Source organism: Klebsiella sp. Lac1 (assembly GCF_009825425.1).
Lineage (GTDB): Bacteria > Pseudomonadota > Gammaproteobacteria > Enterobacterales > Enterobacteriaceae > Klebsiella > Klebsiella electrica.
In genome coordinates this window covers 334,101-358,657 of the sequence record NZ_VJZJ01000001.1, presented here as the reverse complement: position 1 = coordinate 358,657, position 24,557 = coordinate 334,101, and the positions used below count along the sequence as shown (strand labels likewise).

General features: G+C 58.2%; 22 protein-coding genes and 1 pseudogene. 11 read left to right on the top strand and 12 right to left on the bottom strand.

The genetic code is table 11. From position 1 onward, the window contains the following. Positions 1 to 59 precede the first annotated feature (59 nt). Positions 60 to 713 carry an oxygen-insensitive NAD(P)H nitroreductase gene (nfsB, locus tag FNY10_RS01655; protein WP_100686155.1) on the top strand — a complete coding sequence of 218 codons (654 nt, stop codon included), beginning with the start codon at positions 60 to 62 and terminating at the stop codon, positions 711 to 713. Here nfsB and FNY10_RS01650 read toward each other — a convergent pair. Both FNY10_RS01650 and FNY10_RS01645 read right to left on the bottom strand, forming a co-directional pair. Then, on the bottom strand, positions 710 to 1,753 hold the full coding sequence (locus FNY10_RS01650; protein WP_131047591.1) for a DUF2157 domain-containing protein: 1,044 nt from the start codon (positions 1,751 to 1,753) through the stop codon (positions 710 to 712). The two genes, nfsB and FNY10_RS01650, sit on opposite strands and share 4 nt — an antisense overlap. Positions 1,754 to 1,771: 18 nt before the next feature. Further along, the gene (locus FNY10_RS01645) at positions 1,772 to 2,650 is read right to left on the bottom strand and encodes a helix-turn-helix transcriptional regulator (RefSeq protein ID WP_100686153.1); all 879 of its coding nucleotides are present in this window, start codon (positions 2,648 to 2,650) and stop codon (positions 1,772 to 1,774) included. A gap of 109 nt (positions 2,651 to 2,759) precedes the next feature. Between FNY10_RS01645 and FNY10_RS01640 the strand changes: the two genes are divergently transcribed. Both FNY10_RS01640 and FNY10_RS01635 read left to right on the top strand, forming a co-directional pair. Further along, positions 2,760 to 4,187 (top strand): MFS transporter, encoded by a 1,428-nt coding sequence (locus FNY10_RS01640; RefSeq protein WP_160702077.1) that lies wholly within the window; start codon positions 2,760 to 2,762, stop codon positions 4,185 to 4,187. Between the two features lie 77 nt (positions 4,188 to 4,264). Then, the gene (locus FNY10_RS01635) at positions 4,265 to 5,509 is read left to right on the top strand and encodes a mechanosensitive ion channel family protein (RefSeq protein WP_100686151.1); all 1,245 of its coding nucleotides are present in this window, start codon (positions 4,265 to 4,267) and stop codon (positions 5,507 to 5,509) included. A 3-nt stretch (positions 5,510 to 5,512) separates the two neighbouring features. On the opposite strand, the pseudogene FNY10_RS01630 reads toward FNY10_RS01635, so the two are convergent. Continuing rightward, a pseudogene (locus tag FNY10_RS01630) lies at positions 5,513 to 5,749 on the bottom strand (substrate-binding domain-containing protein); the annotation flags it as partial. Positions 5,750 to 5,906: 157 nt separating this feature from the next. Between FNY10_RS01630 and FNY10_RS01625 the strand changes: the two are divergent. Further along, positions 5,907 to 6,323, top strand: coding sequence for an Exc2 family lipoprotein (locus tag FNY10_RS01625; protein ID WP_131047588.1), 417 nt, complete (start codon positions 5,907 to 5,909; stop codon positions 6,321 to 6,323). Between the two features lie 189 nt (positions 6,324 to 6,512). Here FNY10_RS01625 and pheP read toward each other — a convergent pair whose 3' ends face one another. Together pheP and FNY10_RS01615 are read right to left on the bottom strand one after the other, a co-directional pair. Beyond that, entirely contained in the window at positions 6,513 to 7,889 is a 1,377-nt protein-coding gene (gene pheP / locus FNY10_RS01620) for a phenylalanine transporter (RefSeq protein ID WP_100686149.1), read from the bottom strand. Positions 7,890 to 8,087: 198 nt separating this feature from the next. Beyond that, positions 8,088 to 9,572: an aldehyde dehydrogenase family protein gene (locus FNY10_RS01615; protein WP_160702079.1), complete on the bottom strand. Its 1,485-nt coding sequence runs from the start codon at positions 9,570 to 9,572 to the stop codon at positions 8,088 to 8,090. Between the two features lie 159 nt (positions 9,573 to 9,731). Here FNY10_RS01615 and FNY10_RS01610 point away from each other — a divergent pair, with 159 nt between their 5' ends. From FNY10_RS01610 to FNY10_RS01595, 4 genes are all read left to right on the top strand, one after another. Then, positions 9,732 to 11,033, top strand: coding sequence for an NAD(P)/FAD-dependent oxidoreductase (locus FNY10_RS01610; RefSeq protein WP_100686147.1), 1,302 nt, complete (start codon positions 9,732 to 9,734; stop codon positions 11,031 to 11,033). Between the two features lie 13 nt (positions 11,034 to 11,046). Then, positions 11,047 to 11,412: a cupin domain-containing protein gene (locus FNY10_RS01605; protein ID WP_100686146.1), complete on the top strand. Its 366-nt coding sequence runs from the start codon at positions 11,047 to 11,049 to the stop codon at positions 11,410 to 11,412. Positions 11,413 to 11,603: 191 nt separating this feature from the next. Beyond that, a complete protein-coding gene (locus FNY10_RS01600; protein ID WP_160702081.1) occupies positions 11,604 to 13,103 on the top strand; it encodes an APC family permease in 1,500 nt (499 codons plus the stop codon). Next, positions 13,081 to 13,638 carry a DUF3156 family protein gene (locus tag FNY10_RS01595; RefSeq protein WP_160702083.1) on the top strand — a complete coding sequence of 186 codons (558 nt, stop codon included), beginning with the start codon at positions 13,081 to 13,083 and terminating at the stop codon, positions 13,636 to 13,638. The genes FNY10_RS01600 and FNY10_RS01595 overlap by 23 nt, the downstream gene beginning before the upstream one ends. A 78-nt stretch (positions 13,639 to 13,716) precedes the next feature. On the opposite strand, the gene FNY10_RS01590 is transcribed toward FNY10_RS01595, so the two are convergent. From FNY10_RS01590 to FNY10_RS01580, 3 genes are all read right to left on the bottom strand, one after another. After that, positions 13,717 to 14,832 carry a class II histone deacetylase gene (locus FNY10_RS01590; protein ID WP_100686143.1) on the bottom strand — a complete coding sequence of 372 codons (1,116 nt, stop codon included), beginning with the start codon at positions 14,830 to 14,832 and terminating at the stop codon, positions 13,717 to 13,719. 1 nt (position 14,833) lies between these two features. Next, positions 14,834 to 16,024, bottom strand: a complete 1,191-nt coding sequence (locus tag FNY10_RS01585) for an MFS transporter (protein WP_160702085.1) — start codon at positions 16,022 to 16,024, stop codon at positions 14,834 to 14,836. Positions 16,025 to 16,140: 116 nt separating this feature from the next. After that, positions 16,141 to 16,824 carry a helix-turn-helix transcriptional regulator gene (locus FNY10_RS01580; protein WP_131047583.1) on the bottom strand — a complete coding sequence of 228 codons (684 nt, stop codon included), beginning with the start codon at positions 16,822 to 16,824 and terminating at the stop codon, positions 16,141 to 16,143. Between the two features lie 530 nt (positions 16,825 to 17,354). On the opposite strand from FNY10_RS01580, the gene FNY10_RS01575 reads away from it, so the two are divergent. Both FNY10_RS01575 and FNY10_RS01570 read left to right on the top strand, forming a co-directional pair. Continuing rightward, positions 17,355 to 18,131: an SDR family NAD(P)-dependent oxidoreductase gene (locus FNY10_RS01575; RefSeq protein WP_131047582.1), complete on the top strand. Its 777-nt coding sequence runs from the start codon at positions 17,355 to 17,357 to the stop codon at positions 18,129 to 18,131. A gap of 25 nt (positions 18,132 to 18,156) precedes the next feature. Continuing rightward, entirely contained in the window at positions 18,157 to 18,948 is a 792-nt protein-coding gene (locus FNY10_RS01570) for a MoaF C-terminal domain-containing protein (protein WP_141965153.1), read from the top strand. 38 nt (positions 18,949 to 18,986) lie between these two features. Here the strand turns inward: FNY10_RS01570 and FNY10_RS01565 are convergent, their stop codons facing one another. The 4 genes from FNY10_RS01565 to FNY10_RS01550 all read right to left on the bottom strand — a co-directional run bounded on the left by FNY10_RS01565 (position 18,987) and on the right by FNY10_RS01550 (position 23,111). Continuing rightward, the gene (locus FNY10_RS01565) at positions 18,987 to 19,940 is read right to left on the bottom strand and encodes an aldo/keto reductase (RefSeq protein WP_160702087.1); all 954 of its coding nucleotides are present in this window, start codon (positions 19,938 to 19,940) and stop codon (positions 18,987 to 18,989) included. Between the two features lie 132 nt (positions 19,941 to 20,072). Then, entirely contained in the window at positions 20,073 to 20,849 is a 777-nt protein-coding gene (locus FNY10_RS01560; RefSeq protein ID WP_131047579.1) for an ABC transporter substrate-binding protein, read from the bottom strand. 19 nt (positions 20,850 to 20,868) lie between these two features. Next, positions 20,869 to 22,047 (bottom strand): M20 aminoacylase family protein, encoded by a 1,179-nt coding sequence (locus tag FNY10_RS01555; RefSeq protein WP_100686137.1) that lies wholly within the window; start codon positions 22,045 to 22,047, stop codon positions 20,869 to 20,871. Between the two features lie 641 nt (positions 22,048 to 22,688). Further along, the gene (locus tag FNY10_RS01550; RefSeq protein ID WP_131047577.1) at positions 22,689 to 23,111 is read right to left on the bottom strand and encodes a hypothetical protein; all 423 of its coding nucleotides are present in this window, start codon (positions 23,109 to 23,111) and stop codon (positions 22,689 to 22,691) included. Positions 23,112 to 23,379: 268 nt separating this feature from the next. Here FNY10_RS01550 and FNY10_RS01545 point away from each other — a divergent pair, with 268 nt between their 5' ends. After that, a complete protein-coding gene (locus tag FNY10_RS01545) occupies positions 23,380 to 24,498 on the top strand; it encodes an ABC transporter substrate-binding protein (RefSeq protein WP_160702089.1) in 1,119 nt (372 codons plus the stop codon). The last annotated feature ends 59 nt before the right edge of the window (positions 24,499 to 24,557 follow it).

Below are 24,557 nucleotides of genomic sequence, written 5' to 3'. Positions count from 1 at the left end.
ACGCCCCATAAGGGGCTGTAAACTCGAATTATCTTGAGCATAAACCCTGAGGAAGAGTTATGGATATCGTCTCCGTCGCCTTAAAGCGTCACTCCACGAAAGCCTTCGATGCCACAAAAAAACTGACTGCCGAAGAAGCCAAAAACCTGAAAACGCTGCTGCAATACAGCCCGTCGAGCACTAACTCCCAGCCGTGGCACTTTATCGTTGCCAGCACGGATGAAGGGAAAGCGCGGGTGGCGAAAGCCGCCAGCGGCACCTATGTTTTCAACGAACGTAAAATTCTTGATGCTTCTCATGTCGTGGTGTTCTGCGCCAAAACCGCCATGGACGACGCCTGGCTGGAGCGCGTGGTGGACCAGGAAGACGTCGACGGACGCTTCGCCACTCCGGAAGCTAAAGCCGCCAACCACAAAGGCCGCGTTTTCTTTGCCGATATCCACCGTAAGGATCTGCAGGACGACAACCACTGGATGGCGAAACAGGTTTACCTCAACGTCGGCAACTTCCTGCTCGGCGTCGCGGCGATGGGACTGGACGCCGTGCCGGTTGAAGGGTTCGACGCCGCGATTCTTGACGCCGAATTTGGCCTGACCGCGCAAGGCTTTACCAGTCTTGTTATCGTACCGGTCGGCCACCACAGCGTGGAAGATTTCAACGCCACGCTGCCGAAGTCGCGCCTGCCGCAGGCAACGACCATCACCGAGATTTAATCTTCCCGCGCACGCCGCTCGCCGGCGTGCCAGATTCTTTCGGCATAGCGGCCAATCACCGCCAGCGAGACGGCCAGGATCACGAAGAACACCACCTTGTGCATCCCGTCCCAGAAAAACTCGAAGAAACGCGTATAGAGATTGATAGCCAGGAAGGTCAGACCAAAGCCGCGCAGCATCCCGTCATCCGTTTTCAGACTGATATAAATACAGACGCCCGCCGCGACGCCGAATAGCAGCGCCCACGGTAGCTGCTGCATCGGTGATATGCCGTACCAGGCATCGGGATCCCGATAGCCAAAAATCGACAGAATCCATAGCGCGATAAACAGATACGTCAGCCCCATGGCCTTACTGACGGTAAACAGCCGGCGCTGAAGCAGCCACTTTTGCAGCATAAAACAGAGTGCCAGCAGCGCGCCGCCGAACAGCACAAAACGAACCGGATAATTCATGCCCAGCCAGTAGGCCCCCCACCCCGACACATAGCCGGTTTGTGCGCCGAACCAGTTGCCCAGCGCCAGCAGGAAGAACAGCCACACCAGCCCGGAACGGGCCGCCAGGCCGATAGCGCCATAGATAGCGCAGCCGGCCAGAAACAGCGGCGCAATATGGCCGCTGCCGTCATCCAGCCGCACGCCAAGTTGCCACAGCGCCAGCGCGGTAAATACCACGCCGACAAACAGAATCGCCTCGGTACTGTAGTGCCAGCGCGAGGCCCGCCGCTGACGGCGAAATCCCCAGAGGTAGCAAACCAGCGCCACCGCCGCCGGTAGCGCAATTCGCGCCAGCGCCGAGTCGCTGAACAGATCCGTCAACCAGGCGATCAGTTCGCTATCGGCGAACAGGCTGCCCAGCGCAATCAGCAGGCAGGCCAGCGCCGTCCAGAAGGCGTAGCGGCTCAGACGCTGCCAGTCAAAGGCGCTCACCCGTAAGGTGGCCGCCAGCCGCTGGCTTTCCGCGTGGCTCAACGCCCCCGCGGCCTGCCATTCGTCCAGCGCGCGCTGAATCACCCGCTGTTGTTTCCTCGTCACGTTCATCTGCGTTCCCTGTCGCTATCAGTAGAGAGAATCCTGGTTATCCAGCCACGCCAGCGCCTGCTCGCCGCTTTCATCCATCGGCAGATACACCAGCAGCCGCGAGCCATTACGCGGGGCGGAATACCAGTACATCTGCTGCAGACTAAAGCGTCCGAGCTGCGGATGGTTGAAATTCTTCACCTGATTTTCCACACCGCGGACGTCATAGCGCTGATGCCACAGCGCTTCAAACTCGGCGGAAGCGGCAAAAAAGCGCGCCAGCTTATTTTCCCACAGCGGGTCGCCCCGGTGTTCGGCCATCGCCGCGCGGAAGTAAGAGACGAAAGTCGGCAGCACATCGCGATTTTCAATACGGCTGCGCCAGGCGTCATGGGTGAGATAGAGATAAATACAATTACGGTTCTCTTCGGGAAGCGCGGCAAAATCGACGCCCATCAGCCGACAAAAACTGTCGTTCCACGCCACGATATCGAAATTGGGTTTCTGGATGCTGGCCGGCTGCGGCATCAGGCTATCGAGCATCCGCCGGGTCCCAGGACTTATCCCCTCGCATACGCTCACCTGCGTCGTTTCCGGCGGCGTCAGCCCGGCCAGCACGAACAGGTGGCGCGTCTCCAGCGGGCTGCACTGCAAGGCATTGGCGACGCCCATCAGCACCGATTCCGACGGATTGACCTCGCGCCCCTGTTCCAGCCAGGTGTACCAGGTCACGCCGACATCGGCCAGCATCGCCACCTCTTCCCGGCGCAGGCCGGGCGTGCGCCGCCGCCCGACTCGCGGCAGACCGAGACGCTGCGGGTCGAGGCTTTCGCGGCGGGAGCGCAGAAAGGCGCCCAGCTGTTTACGGCTATCGTCGGGCGCTATCAGCACCGTTTCACGTTGCGGCATTCCCGTCATAGTGACTCCAGCATGGTAGTACCAATACCAGTATAGACAGGAACTGGTACCCGTTTAATTTATCGGTAATGCTACGGCTATCCGCTGAATGACGCAATGGAGAGATCCGATGAATTCGTCTGCTGTTTCACCCGGCCGCGCCGGTTTACTGCTTCTGTTGACCGGCCAGATGCTGCCGCTGATCGACACCTCAATTACCAACGTGGCGCTGGACTCCATCACCCATTCGCTGGATGCCAGCGCCACCCAACTGGAGCTGATCGTCGCCCTCTACGGCGTCTCTTTTGCGGTGTGCCTGGCGATGGGCAGCAAGCTGGGCGATAACTACGGCCGCCGCCGTCTGTTTATGTGGGGGGTCGCGCTTTTTGGCCTCGCCTCTTTGCTGTGCGGCATGGCCAACTCCATCGGCGGGCTACTGGCGGCCCGCACGCTGCAGGGGGCAGGCGCGGCGCTGATCGTGCCGCAAATCCTCACTACCCTGCATGTGACATTGAAAGGCACTGCCCATGCGCGCGCCATCAGTCTGTATGGCGGGATTGGCGGGATTGCTTTTATCGTCGGGCAGATGGGCGGCGGCTGGCTGGTGTCGGCGGATATCGCCGGGCTGGGCTGGCGCAACGCGTTCTTTATCAATGTCCCCATCTGTCTGCTGGTGCTGGCGCTTAGCCCCCGCTATGTCCCGGAAACCCGTCGCGATGCCCATTCGGCTATCGACTGGCAGGGCACCGTCAGCCTGGCGCTGATCCTCTGCTGCCTGCTGTTTCCGATGGCGCTGGGTCCGGAACTTCACTGGCCGTGGGCGCTGCGCCTTTTGCTGGTCGCCATACTGCCGCTGCTTTTCTGGATGCGGGTAAGCGCGTTGCGTAAGCAGCAGCGCGGCGAACAGCCGCTATTGCCGCCCCGACTGCTGAAGCTCACCAGCATTCGCTTTGGCATGGCTATCGCCCTGCTGTTCTTCAGCGCCTGGTCCGGCTTCATGTTCTGCATGGCGCTGACCATGCAGGCCGGTCTCGGCATGGCGCCCTGGCAGTCAGGCAACAGCTTTATCGCCCTCGGCGTGGCCTATTTTCTCTCCGCGCTGTACGCGCCGAGGCTGATTGCCCGCTACAGCATGGGACGTATTCTGCTGATTGGGCTGGTGGTGCAGATAGCCGGCCTGCTGCTGCTGATGGCGACCTTCAGCCACTTCGGCGCTCACACCTCGCCGCTGGCGATGGTGCCGTCTACCGCGCTTATCGGCTACGGCCAGGCGCTGATCGTTAACAGTTTTTATCGTATTGGCATGCGCGATATCAGCGCCAGCGATGCCGGTGCCGGAAGCGCCATTCTCAGCACCCTGCAGCAGGCGACGCTGGGATTAGGCCCGGCGATCCTCGGCTCGCTGTTTTTAACCCTCGCCCGCCACGGCGGCGGCAACTATCCGCAGGCGCTGATCGATTTCCTCGCCGTGGAGGTAGCAATGATGCTGCTCTTAGGCGCGATTGCCCTGTGGCTGCGCCATCACCTCAATATTCACCCGGTAGCGACCGTCTCGTAATCCACATTGGCATAACGCCTGATTTGCATAATATACATCCAGCGGTCATCATTACCGCTGGATGTACAGGAGACGTTATGCAGGAATTAATCTCACACATTGCCGCCTTAGGCATCGAAATTACCCCCACCACTTCGCTCATTATTATCTTTGGCATTATTTTTCTGACCGCCATTGTCGTGCATTTTATTTTGCATAAAGGCGTGCTGCGCGCCTTCGAAAAACGCGCGCAGGCCAGCAGCCATTTGTGGCTGCAAATCATCACCCAGAACAAACTGTTTCACCGGCTGGCCTTTACCCTGCAGGGGATTATCGTCAATGTGCAGGCGGTGTTGTGGCTGCAAAAAGGCAGTGAAGCCGCCAATATATTAACCACCTGCGCCCAGCTGTGGGTCATGATCTATGCCCTGCTGTCTTTCTTTTCACTGCTCGATGTGGTCTTCAATTTATCGCAAAAATTCGCCACCGCATCCCAGCTGCCGCTGAAGGGAATATTCCAGGGCATTAAGCTGGTCAGCGCGATTATTATCGGCATCCTGGTTATCTCGTTGCTGATTGGCCAGTCGCCGGCAATTTTGATAAGCGGCCTCGGCGCCATGGCTGCGGTACTGATGCTGGTATTTAAGGACCCGATCCTCGGTCTGGTCGCCGGTATTCAGCTCTCCGCCAACGATATGCTCAAGCTCGGTGACTGGCTGGAAATGCCGAAATACGGCGCCGACGGCGCGGTGATCGATATTGGCCTCACCACGGTGAAAGTCCGCAACTGGGACAACACCATCACCACGATCCCCACCTGGTCGCTGGTGTCCGACTCGTTTAAAAACTGGAGCGGGATGTCCGCCTCCGGCGGGCGTCGCATTAAGCGCAGCCTGAATATTGATACCACCAGTATTCATTTTCTCGATGAGCGGGAGCAGCAGCGCTTAATTCAGGCCCGATTGCTTAAGCCCTATATGGACTCGCGTTATCAGGAAATTAGCGAGTGGAACCAGCAAAACGCCGCCGACCATTCGGTGCTGAACCTGCGCAAGATGACCAATATCGGCACTTTCCGCGCCTATTTGCAGGAGTATCTGCGCAACCACCCGCGGCTGCGCAAAGATATGACGATGATGGTGCGCCAGCTGGCGCCGGACGCCAACGGCCTGCCGATTGAGATCTACTGTTTCACCAGCACCGTGGTGTGGGCAGAGTATGAGAGCATCCAGGCGGATATTTTTGACCATATTTTCGCCGTGGTTGACGAGTTCGGGCTGCGTATCCACCAGTCGCCGACCGGCAACGATATTCGTTCGCTGGCGGCGGTAAATCACCGGTAAGGCTCAGGCACTGGCGCGAGCAATAATGCGCCAGTCCATCATCACCCGTTCGGCGGTGGCATCCGGGTTGTCGATTTTTTGCAGCAGCAGGGTCACCGCCGTGCGGCCAATGTCGCGCGACGGCTGTTCCACGGGGGTCAGCTGTGGCGAGACCATCTCCGCCAGCTCCGTGTCGTCAAACCCCATCACCGCAATATCGTCCGGCACCCGCAGTCCGGCCTGCGCAATCGCGCGCAGGGCCGCAGGCGGTCCTGACTATTGCCATAGAAAACTATCAATTATCAGGGCTATTTTCCCCAGCTGTTAAGCGCGATTATTTTGCGGGTAAAATAAGCGCCGCGCTCAGACGCCAAAAATTATAAATTTTATTATCAATAGGTTAGGGATGATGTCATCAATGAAGATTCGAGTCGCACTGCTTGTCCTCAGCTGTTCTCTCACCGCCCTCAGCGGCTGCACCGCCTCAAAACCATCGCCGGAGCGCCATGCATACTATTTTGTCGCCCATCGTTCTGATTTTGTCGGCGGTAATTTTGCCGTAAACCGCCAGGAAAATTATCGCTTAAATCTGCCGACCTTCAGCGAAATCTACAACCGCGGCAAACAGGACCGCCGCGCCGGCGTCAGCGAAAGCGATGCCCGACGTAACGCCGATGCCATTAAACAACAGGCCCTGAAGGGGACCCGCTCACAACACACCTTTACCGGCAATGCCAGCGATACCTGGAATAATGACATGGAGAAGAAGGACGCACTGCTGTTCGGTAACGAGCTTTCCGCCACCTATCTCGACGGGTATCTCGGCGTGAAATAAGCCATGGCGCGGCACCAGAAACCGGTGCCGCACGCCAGCGCTTCACGCCCTTACGTCGTTGATGCCATGTTGTCTTCCCTCAAAAACGCAATCGATTACAAAAAGAAGCTCCTGCGCAAAATACGCTAAGCGCGAAGACGATTGCAAGAAAAGGCGGACTGCCCCGGCGAAGGCCGGGGCAAGGAGGCATTACGCCGGGCGGCGCAGCAGCTTAAAGACAATAAACAGGAACAGGATCCATACCGGCAGCAGGATGGCCGACAGACGCATGCCGTCGATGGTGCACATCAGCAGCAGAATCAGCGCGAGGAAGGCGATACAGAGGTAGTTGCCACCGGGCGCCAGCAGCGCTTTGAACTTCGGCTCGCGCCCTTTGCGACGCTGGGCCGCGCGGAACTTCAGGTGCGCCATGCAGATCATTATCCAGTTCAGCAGCAGCGTCGCCACCACCAGCGCCATCAGCAGACCCAGCGCTTTCTGCGGCAGCAGATAGTTCAGCAGCACGACCAGCGAGGTTATCACCCCGGAGAGGAGCAGCGAATTGACCGGCACGCCGCGTTTGCTGACACGGGCCAGAAACTTCGGCGCATTGCCCTGTACCGACAGGCCGAACAGCATGCGGCTGTTGGAGTATACGCCGCTGTTGTAGACCGACAGCGATGCTACCAGAATGACAAAGTTTAGTGCAGAAGCCACCACGTTACTGTCAAGATTATGGAAAATCATCACAAACGGGCTGCTGTCAGACTTGATTTCCAGCCACGGATAGAGCGCCAGCAGCACCACCAGCGAACCGATATAAAACAGCAGAATACGGTACACCACCTGGTTTACCGCCTTCGGAATGCTCTTTTGCGGATCTTGCGCTTCGGCGGCGGTAATGCCAATCAGCTCCAGGCCACCGAAGGAGAACATAATTACCGCCAGGGACATCACCAGGCCATGCCAGCCAGTGGCAAAGAAGCCGCCGTGGCGCCACAGGTTGTCAAATCCGGCTTTGCTGCCGCCGTGGCCGCCAAACAGCATCCACAGGCCAAAGCCAATCATGCCGATAATCGCCAGCACTTTAATTAAGGCAAACCAGAACTCCGCCTCGCCATACAGGCGAACGTTTACGAGGTTTACGGCGTTGATGATGATAAAGAAGGCCGCCGCCCAGACCCAGGTTGGCACATCCGGCAGCCAGTACTGCATATAGATGCCAGCGGCGGTCAGTTCTGCCATTCCCACCAGCACAAACATCACCCAGTAGTTCCAGCCGGAGAGAAAACCGGCAAACGGCCCCCAGTATTTATACGCGAAGTGGGCAAAGGAGCCGGATACAGGCTCTTCGACCACCATTTCGCCAAGCTGGCGCATGATCAGAAAAGCGACGATCCCGGCGATGGCATAGCCGATCAGGACCGCCGGACCGGCCATCTGAATCGCCGGTCCGATCCCGAGAAACAGGCCGGTACCGATAGCGCCGCCGAGAGCGATGAGCTGGATATGTCGGTTCTGTAAACCGCGATGAAGCGTCGGGCCGCTCTCCGCTGTGGCATCTGACTGCGTTGACGCGTCTTTCACGTCTTTCCCCTGTGAGTGTTGATGAAGGGGCACCTTTTAACACTTCTGCTCGCCCGACTTCAAGCTGCAGATGCGTTGATTGCGCGGCAATGGGTGCCGCCAGCCGGATGGGAGACGGCAAATAAACCGGCCGCGCCCGGCGCAGAGCGCGGCCTGACATGGGATGAGCGGCCAACAATCCCGGCCAGTTACGCCGGACTAATAGCGCACCATCACCGATTTCAGTTCGGTGTAATCATCGATAAAGGCGCTGCCGAACTCGCGGCCAATCCCCGAGCCTTTCATGCCGCCAAACGGCACCGCCGGATCGAGGAAGGTATGCATATTCACCCAGACGATCCCGGCGTTAATCGCCCCGGAATAGCGCAGCGCCTTGCGGATATTCTCCGACCAGACGCTGGCGGCCAGGCCAAATGGCGAAGCGTTAATGCGGGACAGCGCCTCCTCTTCACTTTGGTAGCCGATAAAACTGCACACCGGACCGAAGGTCTCCTCCTGCATCAGCGTGCTGTTTTCGCTCCGCACCTTCACCGCCGTCGGCAGGACAAAATAGCCGTCGCCGGGCAGCGCTTCGCCGCCGCACACGATGGTGTCCCCCTCTTCCCGCGCCTTCTCAATCAGCTGCAGTACTTTCTCAAACTGCACCCGATTAGCCAGCGGCCCCATCAGCGTCTGCTCATCCAGCGGCGAGCCGGGGCGTAGCGCTGACAGGCGCTGTTTCAGTATTTCCAGCACCGCATCCAGCTTGCCCTGCGGCAGATAAAAGCGCTCGGCGGCGGCGCAGATTTGCCCCTGATTCAGATATCCCGCTTCGATAATGCCGTCCGCCATCGCCTCGGGGGTGAGATCGTCGAGAAACAGCGCGGCGTTTTTGCCCCCCAGTTCGAGGGTGACGCGTTTTCCGGCGCCGATCGCCGACTGCTGAACTTTCTCGCCGGTCGCCACCGAACCGGTGAAGCTGACCTTGGCGCAGGCCGGGTGGGCGATCAGTCGCTGGGCGATGTCGCCGCCCGCGCCGTTCACCACGTTAATCACCCCGTCCGGGATCCCCGCCTCTTTCGCCAGCTCCGCAACCCGCAGCAGCGTCAGCGGCGTATATTCGCTCGGCTTTATCACGATGGTACAGCCGCACACCAGCGCCGCCGCCAGCTTCCAGATGGCGATCATTATCGAGAAGTTCCACGGCACTATCCCTACCACTACGCCAACCGGCTGGCGGCGAGTAAAGGCCGTGTACTGCTCTCCGGCCATTGACGGGAGCGAGACATCCAGCGTTTCGCCGGTGACCTTGCCTGCCCAGCCGGCAAAGTAGCGCAGGAACGCCACCGACTGATCCAGCTCAAGCATTCGCGCCAGGCCGATGGTTTTCCCGGAGCACAGGCTCTCCAGCTGCGCCAGCTCCTCACGATGGCTGGCCAGCAGATCGGCCAGCCTGAGCAGCAGCGTGCCGCGCTGCAGGGTCGGCATCGCGCGCCAGCCGTCAAACGCCTGGCTGGCGCTGGCCATCGCCAAATCCGCCTGCCCGACGTCCGCCGCCGTCACTTCGGCAATCGCTTTGCCGGTGGCGGGGTTTATCACCGCCAGCGTCGGTCCGTTGCCGGGCAAAGCCTCTCCGGCAATAAACTGCCCGTGCGGTTGGCGTAAAAAAGCTGTTACTTCAGCAAGTAAGGTCACGTCGCTCATCGGTGGCACCCGTTGTTGCAGGAAATGTTCCCCATCACATCACGCCGGAAACAGGCTGCCTATCGTTCTAAAGAACGTCATTCTTTCGGACGATATTCAGCGCCCCGCCGCCATGCTGTGATGGAGGTCTTAGCCAGGCGAGACAGACAGGGTAACGCTATGAATATCAAAATCGATGCGCTGAACTACTACGGCGCCACCAAAAAATATCAGCTGCATTTTCCGGCGCTGCAGGATGATATTGAAGCCGATGTGGTGATCATCGGCGGCGGCTTTTCCGGTATCAACACTGCGCTGGAGCTGGCAGAACAGGGCATTACCAATGTGGTGGTACTCGAAGCCCGTCATTTAGGCTACGGCGGCACCGGCCGCAACGGCGGCCAGGTCATGGCCGGCATTGGTCACGACATCGAAGCGGTGAAAAAACACGTGGGTAAAGAGGGGCTGGAGACGCTGTTTAAAATCTCGAACCTTGGCGCCGGAATCATTCGCGAACGGATTAAGAAATACAATATCGATGCCGACTTTGTTGCGGGCTACGGCTATCTGGCCTACAACCAGCGTCAGCTGAAGACCCTGCGTCAGTGGGAAAAAGAGTTTAAGGCCGCCACTCCGGATGAGGATATCGCGCTCTATACCGGCAGCGATGTGCAGCAAATCGTGGGCTCCGACGTCTACTGCGGCGCGCTCAAGCATATGGGCGGCGGACAGATCCACTCTCTGAATATGCTGCTGGGCTCGGCAAAAGCGGCCCACTCATTAGGGGTGAAAATTTTCGAATCCTCTCCGGTCGTTGAGGTGAATTACGGCAAAGAGGTGCGGGTTCGCACGGCGATGGGCAGCGTGAAGGCGGCTAAGCTGCTGTGGGCCTGCGACAGCTTTCTCAATAATCTGGAGCCGGAGATCTACAACAAGACGCTGGTGACCTACTCTTATCAGGTCTCAACGGAACCCCTTTCCGATGAGCTGATCGAACGTATCAGCCCGCTGCGCGGCGCCTTCAGCGATATTCGCCCGGTCATCAACTACTACCGCATTACCCGGGAAAACCGCCTGCTGTTCGGCAGCGCCACGCGCTACCTTGAATATACGCCGAACGATTTTGCTGCCTGGAACCGCACGCTGCTGGCGGAAGTGTTCCCCTATCTTAAGGATGTCAAAATCGACTTCGCCTGGGGCGGCCCGATGGCCTGTAGCGCGAACCTGTTCCCGCAAATCGGCACCCTGCGCGATCGCAATAACGTCTTTTACGTCCAGGGGTATTCCGGGTTTGGCGTTACCCCCTCGCATATCGTGTGCAAAATTCTCGCCGAAGGCATTAACGGCGGCTCAGATCGTTACCGCCTGATGAGCAGTATTCCCCACGCGACAATCCACGGTCGTGACAGCCTGCGTCTGCTGCTGGTCACCGCCGGAAAACTCATGCATCAAACCGCCGGCTACTGGAAAGGCCGGAGTTAACCAGGAGAACATCATGCAAGCATTCAAACTCGATCAACCGGTTCCTGAACTGCAGCCTATCGGCAGCGTCAGCCTGCTGGGCGCAACGCCAACCGAAGGCGATCCGCAGGTAGCGGGCGCTATGGTTTACGGCGAACCGCAGGACGCCTTTACCTGCGGGCTGTTTTCATCGACTCAGGGGAGTTTCACCATGACCTATCCGTTTACCGAACACGCCACCGTACTGGAAGGCGAAGTGGAGCTGACCGTATCGGGCGGCCAGCCGCAGCGTTTCTCCCCGGGCGACAGCTGGTTTGTGAAACAGGGCACCGAAGTGGAGTGGAAAATTCTCACCCCGCGTTTCGTCAAACACTACCTGGCGAACGTCGAAAGCCGCTAATAAACGCAGACAATCCCCGGTGCCCGGCGGCGGGGATTGTATTCATGCACCCGATCACAGATTCACCCGCCGTTCTCCACCTTCAGGACGATATTCATTGAGCCGGATGCCAACCTAAATTATGACTATCCGGAATGGCTATTCACTTCCAGCCACTCCCTGCCCTAACCACTCTTGTGCAGAGGTTGACTATGTTCAGTAAAAGACTCGCCGGCCATCTTGAACGCGGCGTCGTCGGCTTTCCTACTACCCTCGCCAGCTCCGTCGGACTGATTATGGCCAGCCCGGTTATCCTGACCGTGACCAGCGGTTTCGGTATGGGTGGCGATACCTTCGCGCTGGCGGTACTGCTGGCGTTTATCATGATGCAGGCGCAGGTCACCACCTTTGCCGAAGCGGCGACGCTGATCCCCACTACCGGCTCGGTATATGACTATATCGCCTGCGGCATGGGGCGCTTTTTCGCCATTACCGGTGCGCTGTGCGCCTATCTGATTGTACATATTTTTGCCGGCACCGCGGAAACCATTCTCGCCGGGGTGATGGCGCTGGTGAACTTCGAGTCCATCAGCAGCCAGATGGCCGCTCATCAGAATACCTGGATGGTCGGCGTCGGGATGGTGGTGGTGTTCGGCCTGCTGAACGCTATTGGCGTCGAGATCTTCGGTAAGGTTGAAGTGGTACTGACCTTCGGGATGTGGAGCACGCTGACCATCTTCGGCCTGTGCGGGATTTTTATGGCGCCGGTGACCCACCTCTCCGGCTGGTTCGGCACGCCGCTTAACGTCAGCGATCTCTCGGGCCTGTTTGGCTATATCGGCATGGCGATGTTTATGTTCGTCGGCTGCGAGCTGGTCACCCCCATGGCCCCGGAGATCAAACAGGCGCACCGGACCATTCCGCGTGCGATGGCGCTGGGCCTGCTGGGCGTCGCAAGCTGTATGTTTATCTATGGCGCGGCCATCAACCGCCAGGTCGAGAACGTGGTGCTGGACGCGGCCAACAATGTCCATCTGCTGGATACGCCGATGGCCATTCCGGCCTTCGCCGAACGGGTGATGGGCCACGCCGGACAGTACTGGCTGGGCGTCGGCCTGCTGCTGGCGGGCTGCGCGACCATTAATACTCTGATGGCCGCCGTCCCGCGGATTATCTACGGCATGGCGCTGGATGGCGCGCTCCCGCGCTTCCTGACCTGGCTGCACCCGCGCTTCAAAACGCCGGTTATCGCCATTGCCATTGGCGTGGCGATTCCCTGCCTGCACGCCTGGTATCTGAACGGCAATATCGATCGTATCGTGCCGCTGATCCTTGCCGCCGTCTGCGCCTGGGGCGTCGCCTATCTGCTGGTGACCCTCTCGGTGGTGCTGCTGCGTATTCGTCGTCCGGACCTGCCCCGCGCCTACCGCTCGCCGTGGTTCCCGCTGCCGCAGATTATCTCCAGCGTCGGGATTATTATCGCCATCATCAATATCACCCCGCCGGGGATGGACAAGCGCGAAGTGCTGGTGCCGTTCGGCATCATGCTCGGCCTGACCGCCGCCTATGCCCTCTTCTGGACGGTGTGCGTCCAGCGGGTCAACCCGTTCCGCCCGGTACCGGTTGAAGAGGTGGTGGAACGCGCGATTGGCAACTATGAGAAACAGAACCAAGGGGAGATGACGCCAGATGCCCTCCGTCCCCTCATTTAGTACGCCGCTGATGAATGCGGTGCAGCGCGATTTAGCCGGCTGGGACAGCGAAAAGCTCAGCGAGCGCAGTGCGGTGCTGCACCTGAACGCCACCACCGACGTCACCTTCAGCGTTCGCCAGAAACGGCTGTTTATGGCCAGCATTCACAGCTGCGAATTTGTTGTCGAGGGGCCGGTCACCCGGCCCGCTGAGGGTAACATTCGCGCCCATCAATCCGGCTGGCTTAAACGCCAGCCGGTGACCTTCCGGGCGGCGAAACCGGCCGCCGACCTCGCCCGTTACCTCAACCTGTTTCCGCGTTTACAGCAGACATTGAGCGAACTGGACTACCGCCGCTTCTCTTTAACCCTTGATAACCAGCGCTGGCGCTGCTGCATTGAGCCGTGGGCCGCCAGCGAAGTGGTCTGCAAAATGCCGCCGCTGCGCCGCTATCTGCGCCTCGAAAAGCACCAGCGGATGCTGCTGTTGAGCGTTATGAATATGCTGCATCAGGCGATCGGTCAGTGGATGGCGCAAACGGCGACAGAGAAGTGACATAAAAGAGAAGTGAAACAGAGTCCCACCCAGGAGAGCGCTTCTCCGCCTGTATCGATAGCGGAGAAGCGACGGAGATTACTTCAGCCCACACCGCTGCGCCAGTTCATCAATCGCCTGGCGCTGGAAGCGGGTAAAGGCCTCACGCGGCTGCTGTTGCTGAATAAACGTCAGCAGCGGATCCTCAACCTCGGTTTTTACCCCGCTTAACGCTTCCATCACCGCCAGCCCGCAGAACGGCACATAGGATTCGGCATAGCCCCCTTCATGAACCAGCACCAGTTTGCCGCCGCACAGGCGATCGGCCGCCTCCTGCACCCGTTCGGTCATGGCGCGGAAGCTGTCGCTGTGGAGCAGCATTCGCGCCAGCGGGTCCATGGCGTTGGCATCGTAGCCGCAGGCGACGATAATCAGCTCTGGTTCAAAGCGCGCCAGCGCTGGCAGCACGATCGTTTCCAGCGCATAGCGCCAGCCGTCGTCCCCGGCACCGGCCATCAGCGGAACATTGATGTTGTAGCCAGCGCCGACGCCGATCCCGCGATCGTCCTCTCCGGCATAGCCCGGCGGAAAACAGCCGTCCTGATGCAGCGAGATAGTCAGCACATCGTCACGCTGCAAATAGATATGTTGCGTACCGTTGCCGTGGTGCACATCCCAGTCGAGGATCGCCACTTTCCCCAGCCCGAGCCGCGCCTTCGCCCGCTCCACGGCAATGGGAATATTAGCGAGAAAGCAGAAGCCCATCGATTGATCCGGCAGGCAGTGGTGGCCCGGCGGCCGCGACAGCGAGTAGGCATTATCCAGCTCGCCGCTTAGCACCGCCTCAACCGCGGCGCAGGCCAGCCCGGCAGAAAGGCAGGCGATTTCATAGCTGCCCGGCCCCAGCGGCGCCTCTTTGCCCAGCAGGCCGCCGCCGCTATCGCTGATTGCCTTAAAGCGCTCCAGATAATGCGCCGGGTGAATACGGCGCAAATCTTCTTCGCTGGCGGCCGCGGCACCGCGCAGCTGAAGCTGCGCAGTCAGGCCCGCGACATCCATCAGATTTTTCATCCGGCGCTTGGTTTCCGGCGATTCCGCATGGCCACCCCCTGCCGGAGGCTGCACCCAGCCGCCAACCGGCAGCGTCACCGCATGCAGCCCGGTACTGTGCCAGAAACAACGTTCATCAAAGAAGAAACCGGTTTTTCTTTTCACTCTATCCTCCCGTTGGCTCACTCTTCCCGGCGGACGAGGCCGCCAGAATTAATCCTGCTGAGATCAGCGCGCAGCCGCCTGCCGCCGCAAGCAGCGCATCGGCGCTGGAAAAACGTTGTAGCAGCGCCCCGGCCAGCGCCGGACCGGCCGCCATCCCGCCGCCAATCACCAGATTGATGCTGTTCATCAGGCGACCGTTGTTATCCAGCCCGGCAACCCGCGCGAGAATAAACGGCAGCACAAAGGTCCAGGTGAATTTGAACAGCAACGCAGCCAGCGCGAAGCGCACCAGCAGCGGATGGCTGAGGAGCAGCACAATGCTGAGGATCAGCAGGCCGTAGCCCAGCCAGACCGGTATCCGGTCCGGGCGCCGCGTACCGCGCAGCGCGGCTGCGCCCGCGCCGATAATGCCGAACACCGTCGCGGCCGCCAGCACCATGCCGATTTGCGCCGCGCTCAATTCCGCCGCGCTGCCGATGGTGCCGATAAACGTCCACACCGCGCTGAGGCTGATGTAAAAAGTGAGCACCGCCAGCACCGCGCACAGTTTACGTAACGGCGCGATCGCGGGCGGCTGGCGGGAAGCGGCGGACATCGGCTGAAAGCGCGAAGGAAAGGCCGGGACCAGCGGCAGACAGCAGAGCATGATCGCGGCGAGGATCAGGTACACCACCTTCAGGCCGAAGCTGGCAAACAGCGCCGGTAACACCAGCAATCCCACCATGCCCAGCAGCAGCTGTCCCAGCACCCAGAAGGCATACACCCGGGAAGGATTGGCCGTTCCGGCCGCACAGCTGATACACAGGATCATCAGAGTGCCCCCCGCCAGCGAGGCGATGAAGCGGACGATCAGCAGCGTTTCGTACTGACTGACCGCCGATGAGATAAGATTCGCCACCAGAAAGACCGCGCAGGCGCACAGGGCCACGCGGCGCCAGTCCAGACGACTCATCCACCACCATGCCGGCAGCGTCGCAAGGCTCATGGCGCCAAGTTCGGCGGAGAAAAGATAGCCGATCTCTACGGGCGTCAGCTGCCATTCGCTGGCCAGTTGCGCGGCGACCGCTGGCGCGGTCATCAGAATCCCCGGCGCAACGGCCGCGAAAATGACGATAGCCGCCAGCAGGCGGGCGGTGAAAACCAGCCCGGACGGCTGGGATAAAAGCTTTTCGGCAACAGGTGTACTCGACATCGTAGTGCGTGCTCCAGTCAAAAAGTCTCCCCCCGGACAGCAGTCCAGGGAGTGATACCGTCAGGCATCAGGAAAACGCCGCGGTCAGCGGCGCGCGCGGGATGCGATGAGTCAGATTACAGATGCAGCGTGCGCTGAGCGGATGGCATCCAGGTTCGGGAAACAAGCTCGGTACGATTGACCACTTCGGTCTTGGCAAAAATATTGCGTAAGTGGGTTTTCACCGTGGAGAGAGAAATATCCAGCTGACGGGCAATCAGCTTATTACTGGCCCCTTCGCGGACCATGCCAACAATTTCACGCTCTTTCGCCGTCAGCATCGCCGGCAGGTCATCCTCTTGCTGGAGGCAATCGTGGATGGCCAGCTCCACCAGCGGCAGCACAGCCTGGGCGCGCAGACGCTCCTCGCTGGAAAACGCGACGTCGCGCATTAAGGAGATACCGGCAATAATCCGCCGGTCGCGGCGAATAAAGACTTCGGTCATGTCGCGAACATTATTCGGCAACATAAACTCATGATAGTAATGACGGTTGCGGTCACAGACGCCTGGGGTCATCGCCGCCATGGTAATCGCCTGATGACTAAAGCGGGACGGCAGCAACGGATCTAACGGCTGAAAACACTCCAGATATTGCTGGTGCGTATTCGCGGAAATGTTATGCAAAATATAATGTTCTGGTTTTAAACCATCATTGACCCGATAAAACACCGCCGACGACAGTGGAATTAACTGTGAAATAGTCAGTAAACAACGGGCAATTATCGCATCATTACGACTGGCTTTTAATAAAGCAGACATGATCCCTCCCGTCGAGGTGAAAGTGCGTTAAACGCGGATGAGCAACGATACAAGAAGCATACATTTCACATTTAAGTAACACAATCATTAACATATTAACAATGTGATATCGGTTACAAAATTTTATTTAACTAACTGTTATTTAAAATATTATTATTCGGCATGTCGCTGTGTTATCGAAATAATGTTAAAACATAAACAAAAGTTATTAACTTTATGTTCTGACGCCGCCCGGTTCACATTCTCACGCTTTTCAGCCGCGATCTCGTCCTTTAGAACGATAGTCTTTTTAAACGGCTCCTCTATACCTGATAAATATGACGCAAATCATTTTCATCAGGCGCTTAACTCTCCAGGCAAGCGCAGGATTTTCTGCTGCCCGGAAAGAGACGCGGGCAAGAATAAACCGGGGCTGAGTGCGCGAGCACGGCCCGGCGCCGATATCGGACAGGTTTGGTGATGAATACTGAGCAGGCGGGCTGTTCAGGCTTATCTAAAGGACAAAGCAGACGCTTTTGGGGAGAGAGACGATGAGTCGAGTGGTAGTGATTACCGGCGGCGGTACCGGGATTGGCGCCGCCTGTGCGCGACTGATGGTGGCGGCGGGCGAGACAGTGTTCATTACCGGCCGCCGTCTCGCCCCGTTGCAAGCGCTGGCGGAAGAGACCGGCGCCGTGGCACTGGCGGGCGATGCCGCCAGCGGCGATGAGTGGCAGACGCATCTGCTGCCGACGATTGTTGAACGCGCGGGCCATATCGACGTTTTAATCTGTAGCGCGGGCGGCATGGGCAACGGCGCCGCCGTCGAGACCAGCGATCGGCAGTGGCGTGCGGCGCTGGAGAGCAATCTCGACAGCGCGTTTGCCAGCGTCCGCGCCTGCCTGCCGTCGCTGATTGCCCGGCGCGGCAACGTGCTGTTTGTCGCCTCAATAGCCTCCCTCGCCGCCGGGCCGCAGGCCTGTGGTTACGTGACCGCGAAACACGCCGCGATCGGTCTGATGCGTTCAGTCGCGCGGGATTATGGCCCGCAAGGGGTGCGTGCCAACGCCATTTGTCCCGGCTGGGTAACCACGCCGATGGCCGATGAGGAGATGCAGCCGCTGATGGCCGCGCAGGGTATCAACCTTGAGCAGGCCTATCAGCAGGTGTGTCGCGACGTCCCGCTGCGCCGTCCGGCCAGCGCGCAGGAGATTGCCCTCGCCTGCCAGTTCCTCTGCTCCCCGCAGGCGTCGATTATCAGCGGCGCGACGCTGGTTGCCGACGGCGGTGCCAGCGCGGTGGATGTCCCGACGCTGGCATTTGCTTAACGTTTTTACACCACAAGGATCTCACATGACTTCAGAAGCCGTATTTATTCAGGTCGGGGCGCTTGCAGACGGCTTTGCCCCTCACGGCAACGTCCTGCCGGCCGCCTCGATATCTGATGGAACATCCCTGACCTTTTATTTGGCCGACGGCGCCTGTCATCGGCTGACGATAGTTGATGCCCACGCCCTGCTCTGGGACGGGCAGCTCGTTGCCGGACGCGTGACCGCCATTCGCCCCGATGTACTGTTGATCGATTTTCTCGATCCCGGTAAGGAAAACGCCAGCATCAGCGCGGTATGCAACCTGACGGACAATAACGCCACCCTGGTCTGTGGCCAGCTGCCGACGGAGCAGGCCGCGCGCCTCGATGCGTTCAGCCGCGTCGAGCAGGGTCTGCCGCTGACGGCAGTCGACGTCCACTTTCATTTTGCCCGTCTGAACCGCGAGCCGGGGCCGCTGCCGACCTTCACCCGCGCGCTGGTGGGGATGCGTAACCAGTACACCTACAGCCCGACCGAACGTTATGAGCATATTTATCTCAACGATAACTTCTATGCCTGGCAGTGTCTGGACGGCGTGGAGAAAGGTCTGGCGGATGTCGATCGCTGTCACTACGTGCAGGTGGCGGACGATCTGACGCTGTTTGTCTGGCGCGAGAAAATCATTCCGACGCTGGGGGTTATCCTTATCGATCTGCAACTGATGCGCACCGACGGCAAGATTCTTGGCTATCAGGGAAGCGATTTTGCCGCGCTGAGCAATTTCCCGGTCGGGGCCAGCGCACAGATTCTGAATGTGACGAACCATGCGTCCTGAGCGTAGCGCCGGAGCCAGGCGGCTCCGGCACGTCGCCGTCAGGCGCTGGCAATCTCCAGCCGCGCCAGTTGGGCGGCATTCAGCGTCAGCTGAGCGGCGCGGGCAAAGCTTTCGACCTGGGCCACGCTGGTGGCGCTGGCAATCGGCGCGGTCACCCCTTCCCGACTCATCAGCCAGGCCAGCGCCACTTCACCCGGTTTTGCATGGTGCTGAGCGGCGACCTCTTCCAGGGTATCGATAACCCGCATTCCGCGCGGGTTGAGATACTTCCCGATGCCGCTGCCGCGCTGGCTTTGCGCCAGATCGGCCTGCTGGCGGTATTTACCGGTCAGGAAGCCGGAGGCGAGGCTGTAGTAGGTGACAACGCCAATTTCCCGGCTGACGCACAGGTCGCACAGCGCCCCCTCAAAAGCGGCGCGGTGATAGAGATTGTATTCCGGTTGCAGCACCTGCCAGGCCGGCAGCCCCTCTTTACGCGCCACCTCCAGCGCTGCGGAAAGCTGCTGGGCATCCAGATTAGAAGCCCCGGTCGCGCGAATTTTCCCCGCCTGCTGTAGCGCGTGAAAAGCGCTCAGCGTCTCGGCAACGGGGGTTTCCGGGTCCGGCCAGTGGGCAAAGTAGAGATCGATATAATCGGTGTTCAGACGGCGCAGCGAGTTTTCCACGGCCTGCTGGATCCAGGCTTTCTGCAGCCCTTTTTGCCCGGGCAGCCCTAAATCCGAGCCCACTTTGGTGAAGATTTTGACCTTATCACGCATCCCCGGACGCGCCTGCAGCCAGCGGCCAATCAGGGTTTCCGACTCGCCGCCCTGATTGCCGTCCGCCCAGCGGGAATAGACATCGGCGGTATCAATGGCGTCAAAGCCGTGGTCGACAAAAGCATCAAGAATGGCAAAACTGGTTTTTTCATCGCAGGTCCAGCCAAACACGTTGCCGCCGAAGACCAGCGGCGCGATGGAAAATCCGGTTTTGCCCAATGGACGTGTATTCATGCCGTTCACTCCTTATCGCTTATATTCTGCATCCTTCGCCAGGCCGCAACGGGCGGGAAAGAACCATGAGTGGAGAGTCAGAAAAGGAATCTTGCGGCGGGCCTGTCCGTGCCCGCCGGATGCATTACAACATTATGTCCCGGAATAGACGTCAAAGCTAAAATATTTACCCGACAGTTTTTTATAGGTTCCGTCGGCGAGAATCTGCGCGATCGCGCGGTTAATTTCCTGACGCAACGCATCGTCCTCTTTTCGCAGGCCAATCGCCGCCCCGGCACCGAACAGCTTATTATCCTGTAAATTTCCGCCAACAAAGGCGAAATCTTTACCCTGCGGCTGTTGCAGGAAGCTGTAGTCCGCCATCATTCCGGAGAGCACCGCGCCATCAATACGCCCGGATTCCAGATCCCGCACCACGCTGTCAGCGCCCTGATAGGCCACGATATTAATGCCCGACGGACGCCAGTGCTGGTTGACGTAAGTCTCCTGCGCCGAGCCCTGCTCCACGCCGATCGTTTTGCCTTTGAGCTGCTCTGGCGTATTGCCGGTCAGCGTATTTTTACGCGCCACGAGGAACACCGGGCCGTTGTACAGCTTGTCGCTAAAGCCAATCTGCTCTTTGCGTTTCTCGGTCATATACATGCCGGAGAGAATCGCGTCGAATTTACGCGCCTTCAGCGCCGGAATAATGCCGTCGAAGTTGCTTTCCACCCACACGCATTTCGCCTGCAACCGCTGGCAGATGGCGTTGCCTAAATCAATATCAAAACCCGCCAGCTTGCCCTGCGGGTCTTTCCATTCGAACGGTGCAAAAGTGGGATCGACGCCAAAACGAATTTCTTTTTGTTCTGCGGCCAGCGCCGATGTGGACGCCATCAGCGCGACCCACAGCAGTAGTGATTTTTTCATTATTTACGAGCTCCAGAGATCAACGGCAGTGTGTTTCAACTAAGCGGGCGAAAAACGACGCCCCGGTGGTAATAATGTCATCGTTAAAGTCATAGCCAGGGTTATGCACCATGCAGCCACCTTTATCGCCCTTCTCGCCGTTACCCAGCAGGAAATAGCAGCCCGGACGCGCCTGCAGCATAAAGGCAAAATCCTCGCTGGCGTTCATCGGCGCAACGGATTCCAGTACCTGTTCGCTGCCAAAGACCTCCAGCGCTAATGCTTTGGCGAAAGCGGTCTCCTCCACGCTATTGGTCAGCACCGGGTAGGAGTCGTAGACCTCAATCTCGCTGGTGGCGCCGTAGCTTTTGGCGGTAAATTCGGTGATGTCGTGAATCCGTTTGATCAGCAGATCGCGCACTTCCGGCTTCATCGCCCGCACGGTCAGCTCCATGACCGCGCTTTCCGGGATCACATTGGAGGCGATGCCCGCCTGGAAGGTGCCGACGGTCACCACGGCGGTTTCCCCCGGCGGCACGTTACGGGCGACGATACTTTGCAGGGCCATCACCAGCGCCGAGCCGGCGAGAATGGGATCGACCGCGCGGTCCGGGTGAGCGCCGTGGCCGCCGTAGCCGTGAATGGTTATCTTGACGGTATCCGCCGACGCCATAAAGTTGCCGGCGTAGAAGCCCAGCTTGCCGACCGGCAGCCCGGGCATATTGTGCAGCGCAAACACGCAATCACAGGGGAAGCGCTCAAACAACCCGTCTTTTATCATCAGGTCCGCGCCGCCGATGGCCTCTTCCGCTGGCTGGAAAATGACGTGCACCGTGCCGTTAAACTGGCAGGCCGGCGAGGCAATATATTTAGCCGCCGCCAGCAGGATAGTGGTGTGGCCGTCGTGGCCGCAGGCGTGCATTTTTCCCGCCACGGTGCTGGCCCAGGGTAATTCCGTGGTTTCAACAATCGGCAGCGCGTCCATATCGGCGCGCAGCCCAATCGTACGTGATGAATGCCCTTTGCTTAGCGATCCCACCAGCCCGGTTTTCCCCAGTTCGCGGGTCACCGTATAGCCCCACTGCGCCAGTTTTTCCGCCACCAGCTCGCTGGTATTAAACTCTTCCAGACTTAATTCCGGGTGGGCATGTAAATAATGACGGATCGCAATCATTTCTTCTTCAGCTGCTTTAATTTCTGGAATCACAAAATGGCTCATGCCGTTCTCCGGGAAATAAGAAATCGATATTCTGCTTCATTCAGGCTTCAGCTAAACGAACGTTGGAAAATGGGGGGCCAGAACCCCAAAACGTGAAGGATGAAGAATAAACTCAGACTCAATAACTTATCTGGATAAGCATTTAATGCAAGTAAGATTTCTGATTTCCGGCGTGCGTCTCATCTCATTTACTAATGATTATTCAGCCAGTTACCGGCAATACAGCAAAGAAGGAGGCGTGCAACAGCCTGTAAAAAATCATGCTAATAAATTTTATTTTTATAGTGATACAGGCCATAAATATGGTGAAATTTAAATATAAACTTTTAATTATTGGGCCATCAGTGCGCTTTTACTCTACAATCACCACGCTTAAATCAGCTTATTCAATATCTTCAGATTGCCTCGGCAGGCACCATATTGCGGACAGTGAGCACGCAGCGGAACCGCGATGATGTACCGCCAGCCAGCAACGCTACCCGTATTCAAAAATACCCGTGAAACACTGAGTAAACTCGATTCACTCTCGCCGAAAGCCCGTCGCGAGGCAGGTATTACCCCGGCGTTAATATCCATTGTCGTAAATGAGGGCGCAAAAAAAGGCCGCTTTCGCGACCTTATTTTTTACAACGCCACCGGGATTATTCGGTAACTTTATTTTTCAGCTCTTCCGCACCCTGCCTGGTTTTATCCCAGCCTTTTTCGCTAGCGGATTTGGTTTTATCCCAACCTTTTTCGGTGGCGGATTTGGTTTTATTCCAGCCTTTTTCCGTCCCTTCTTTGGTCTTATCCCAACCCTTCTCCGTGCCTTCTTTGGTCTTATGCCAGGCTTTTTGAGCGTCTTCGCTTACCTGACTGCTCACGCTGTCGCTTTTACCTTGCGCCGCGTGCTCGGATTTCAGCTTCAGCTCCTTGCCCTCGTTCTGGGCCTGGTGCAGTTTTTCTTTCGCCGTATTCGCCCCTTCATGGGCCGCCGCGACGGTATCATCAGTTGCGTGTGTTGTCGCAGCAAAAACAGGGGCTGCTACCAGAATCGCAGATAACGCAATCATTGCTTTTTTCATCATTTCCTCTCTAACGTGCTTAATGTTATGAGTCATCAACAGCATGGCATAACATTCCGGTCATGGCATTAGGGATAGTTCTTAAAACCAGAACCGTCTTCTTTTCCCCGTTTTCAGGCTAACCATCACCCTGATCAGGATACGCCAGAATATTCCGCTAAGTTGTTACAACTTATGAAATTTGTTTTTCATATACCTGCCGTTTATTTTTATACGCGAATACTTATCAAAATCATTATAGTTATAAGTAAGCGACGGAACTCAAATTATGGCAAGAAAATCAGTAAGTTATCTCATTCTTACTGGGTTAATCTCGATCCCCGTTATCAGCCACGCAACGCAATATCCCCTCACGGTCACCGATCTCGATGGCCGCCAGATAACGCTCCAGCATGAACCCCAGCGCATCATCCTGCAGGACGGGCGGGATCTTATGTCGCTGGCGCTGCTGGACCGGGACAACCCGTTTAAACGCGTTGTGGCCTGGAACAATCTGGCGAAAAAACAGGACGTGGCGACCTGGAAAATGCTGCAACAGAAGTGGCCGCAGTCGGCGGCGATTCTCGATATGGGCTTTAGTGACAAGGGCAACGTTGACCTGGAAAGCGTGCTCTCCCGCCAGCCCGACCTGATGATTGCCCAGCTACGCGCGAAGCCGGCGCTAACCGAAAGCGGGGTTATCAGCAAACTTAGCGCGCTGAATATTCCGGTGTTATTTGTCGATTATGAGGTCAATCCTGCCCGCGATACCGCTCCCAGCATCGATCTGTTAGGCCAGGTGCTCAACCGCGAGAGCAACGCCAAAGCCTATACCGATTTCTATCGCCAGCACCTACAGGCTATCGAACAGAAAACGGCCACTATCGCCCCGAAAGCCACGGTCTTTGTCGAAGCGATCGCCGGCAATAGCGATGCCTGCTGCTTTACCCACGGACACAGCGGTTGGGGGGGACTGGTGGAAGCCGTCGGCGCCACCAATATTGGCTCGCAGGTCCTGCCCGGCGCCTCCGGTTTCGTGGCGCTGGAAAAAATTATCAGCATGAAGCCCGATGCCTACATCATGACCGGTTCGAAACGCGGCAACAGCCAGGTCCTGCCGTTAGGCTATCAGGTCAGCCAGCAGGAGGTTAATGCCCAGGGCGAGGCGCTGCTGGCACGAACCGGCGTCAGCGATATCCCGGCGGTAAAAGCGCAGCGGGCCTACGGGGTTTACCACCATTTCTACAACCATCCGTGGAATATCGTCGGCATGGAGTATCTGGCAAAAGATATCTACCCGCAGGCGTTTACCGCGCTGAATCCCGATGAGACCTATCACGAGATCGTGCGTCGCTTCACCTCCCTGCCGGACCTGCCGTTCGTCTTTTCCTGGAAACAGGGTGAATAATCGACATGAGTTCGACGACTGAATCCGATATCCACACGCTGAACGCTGGCCCCGACAGC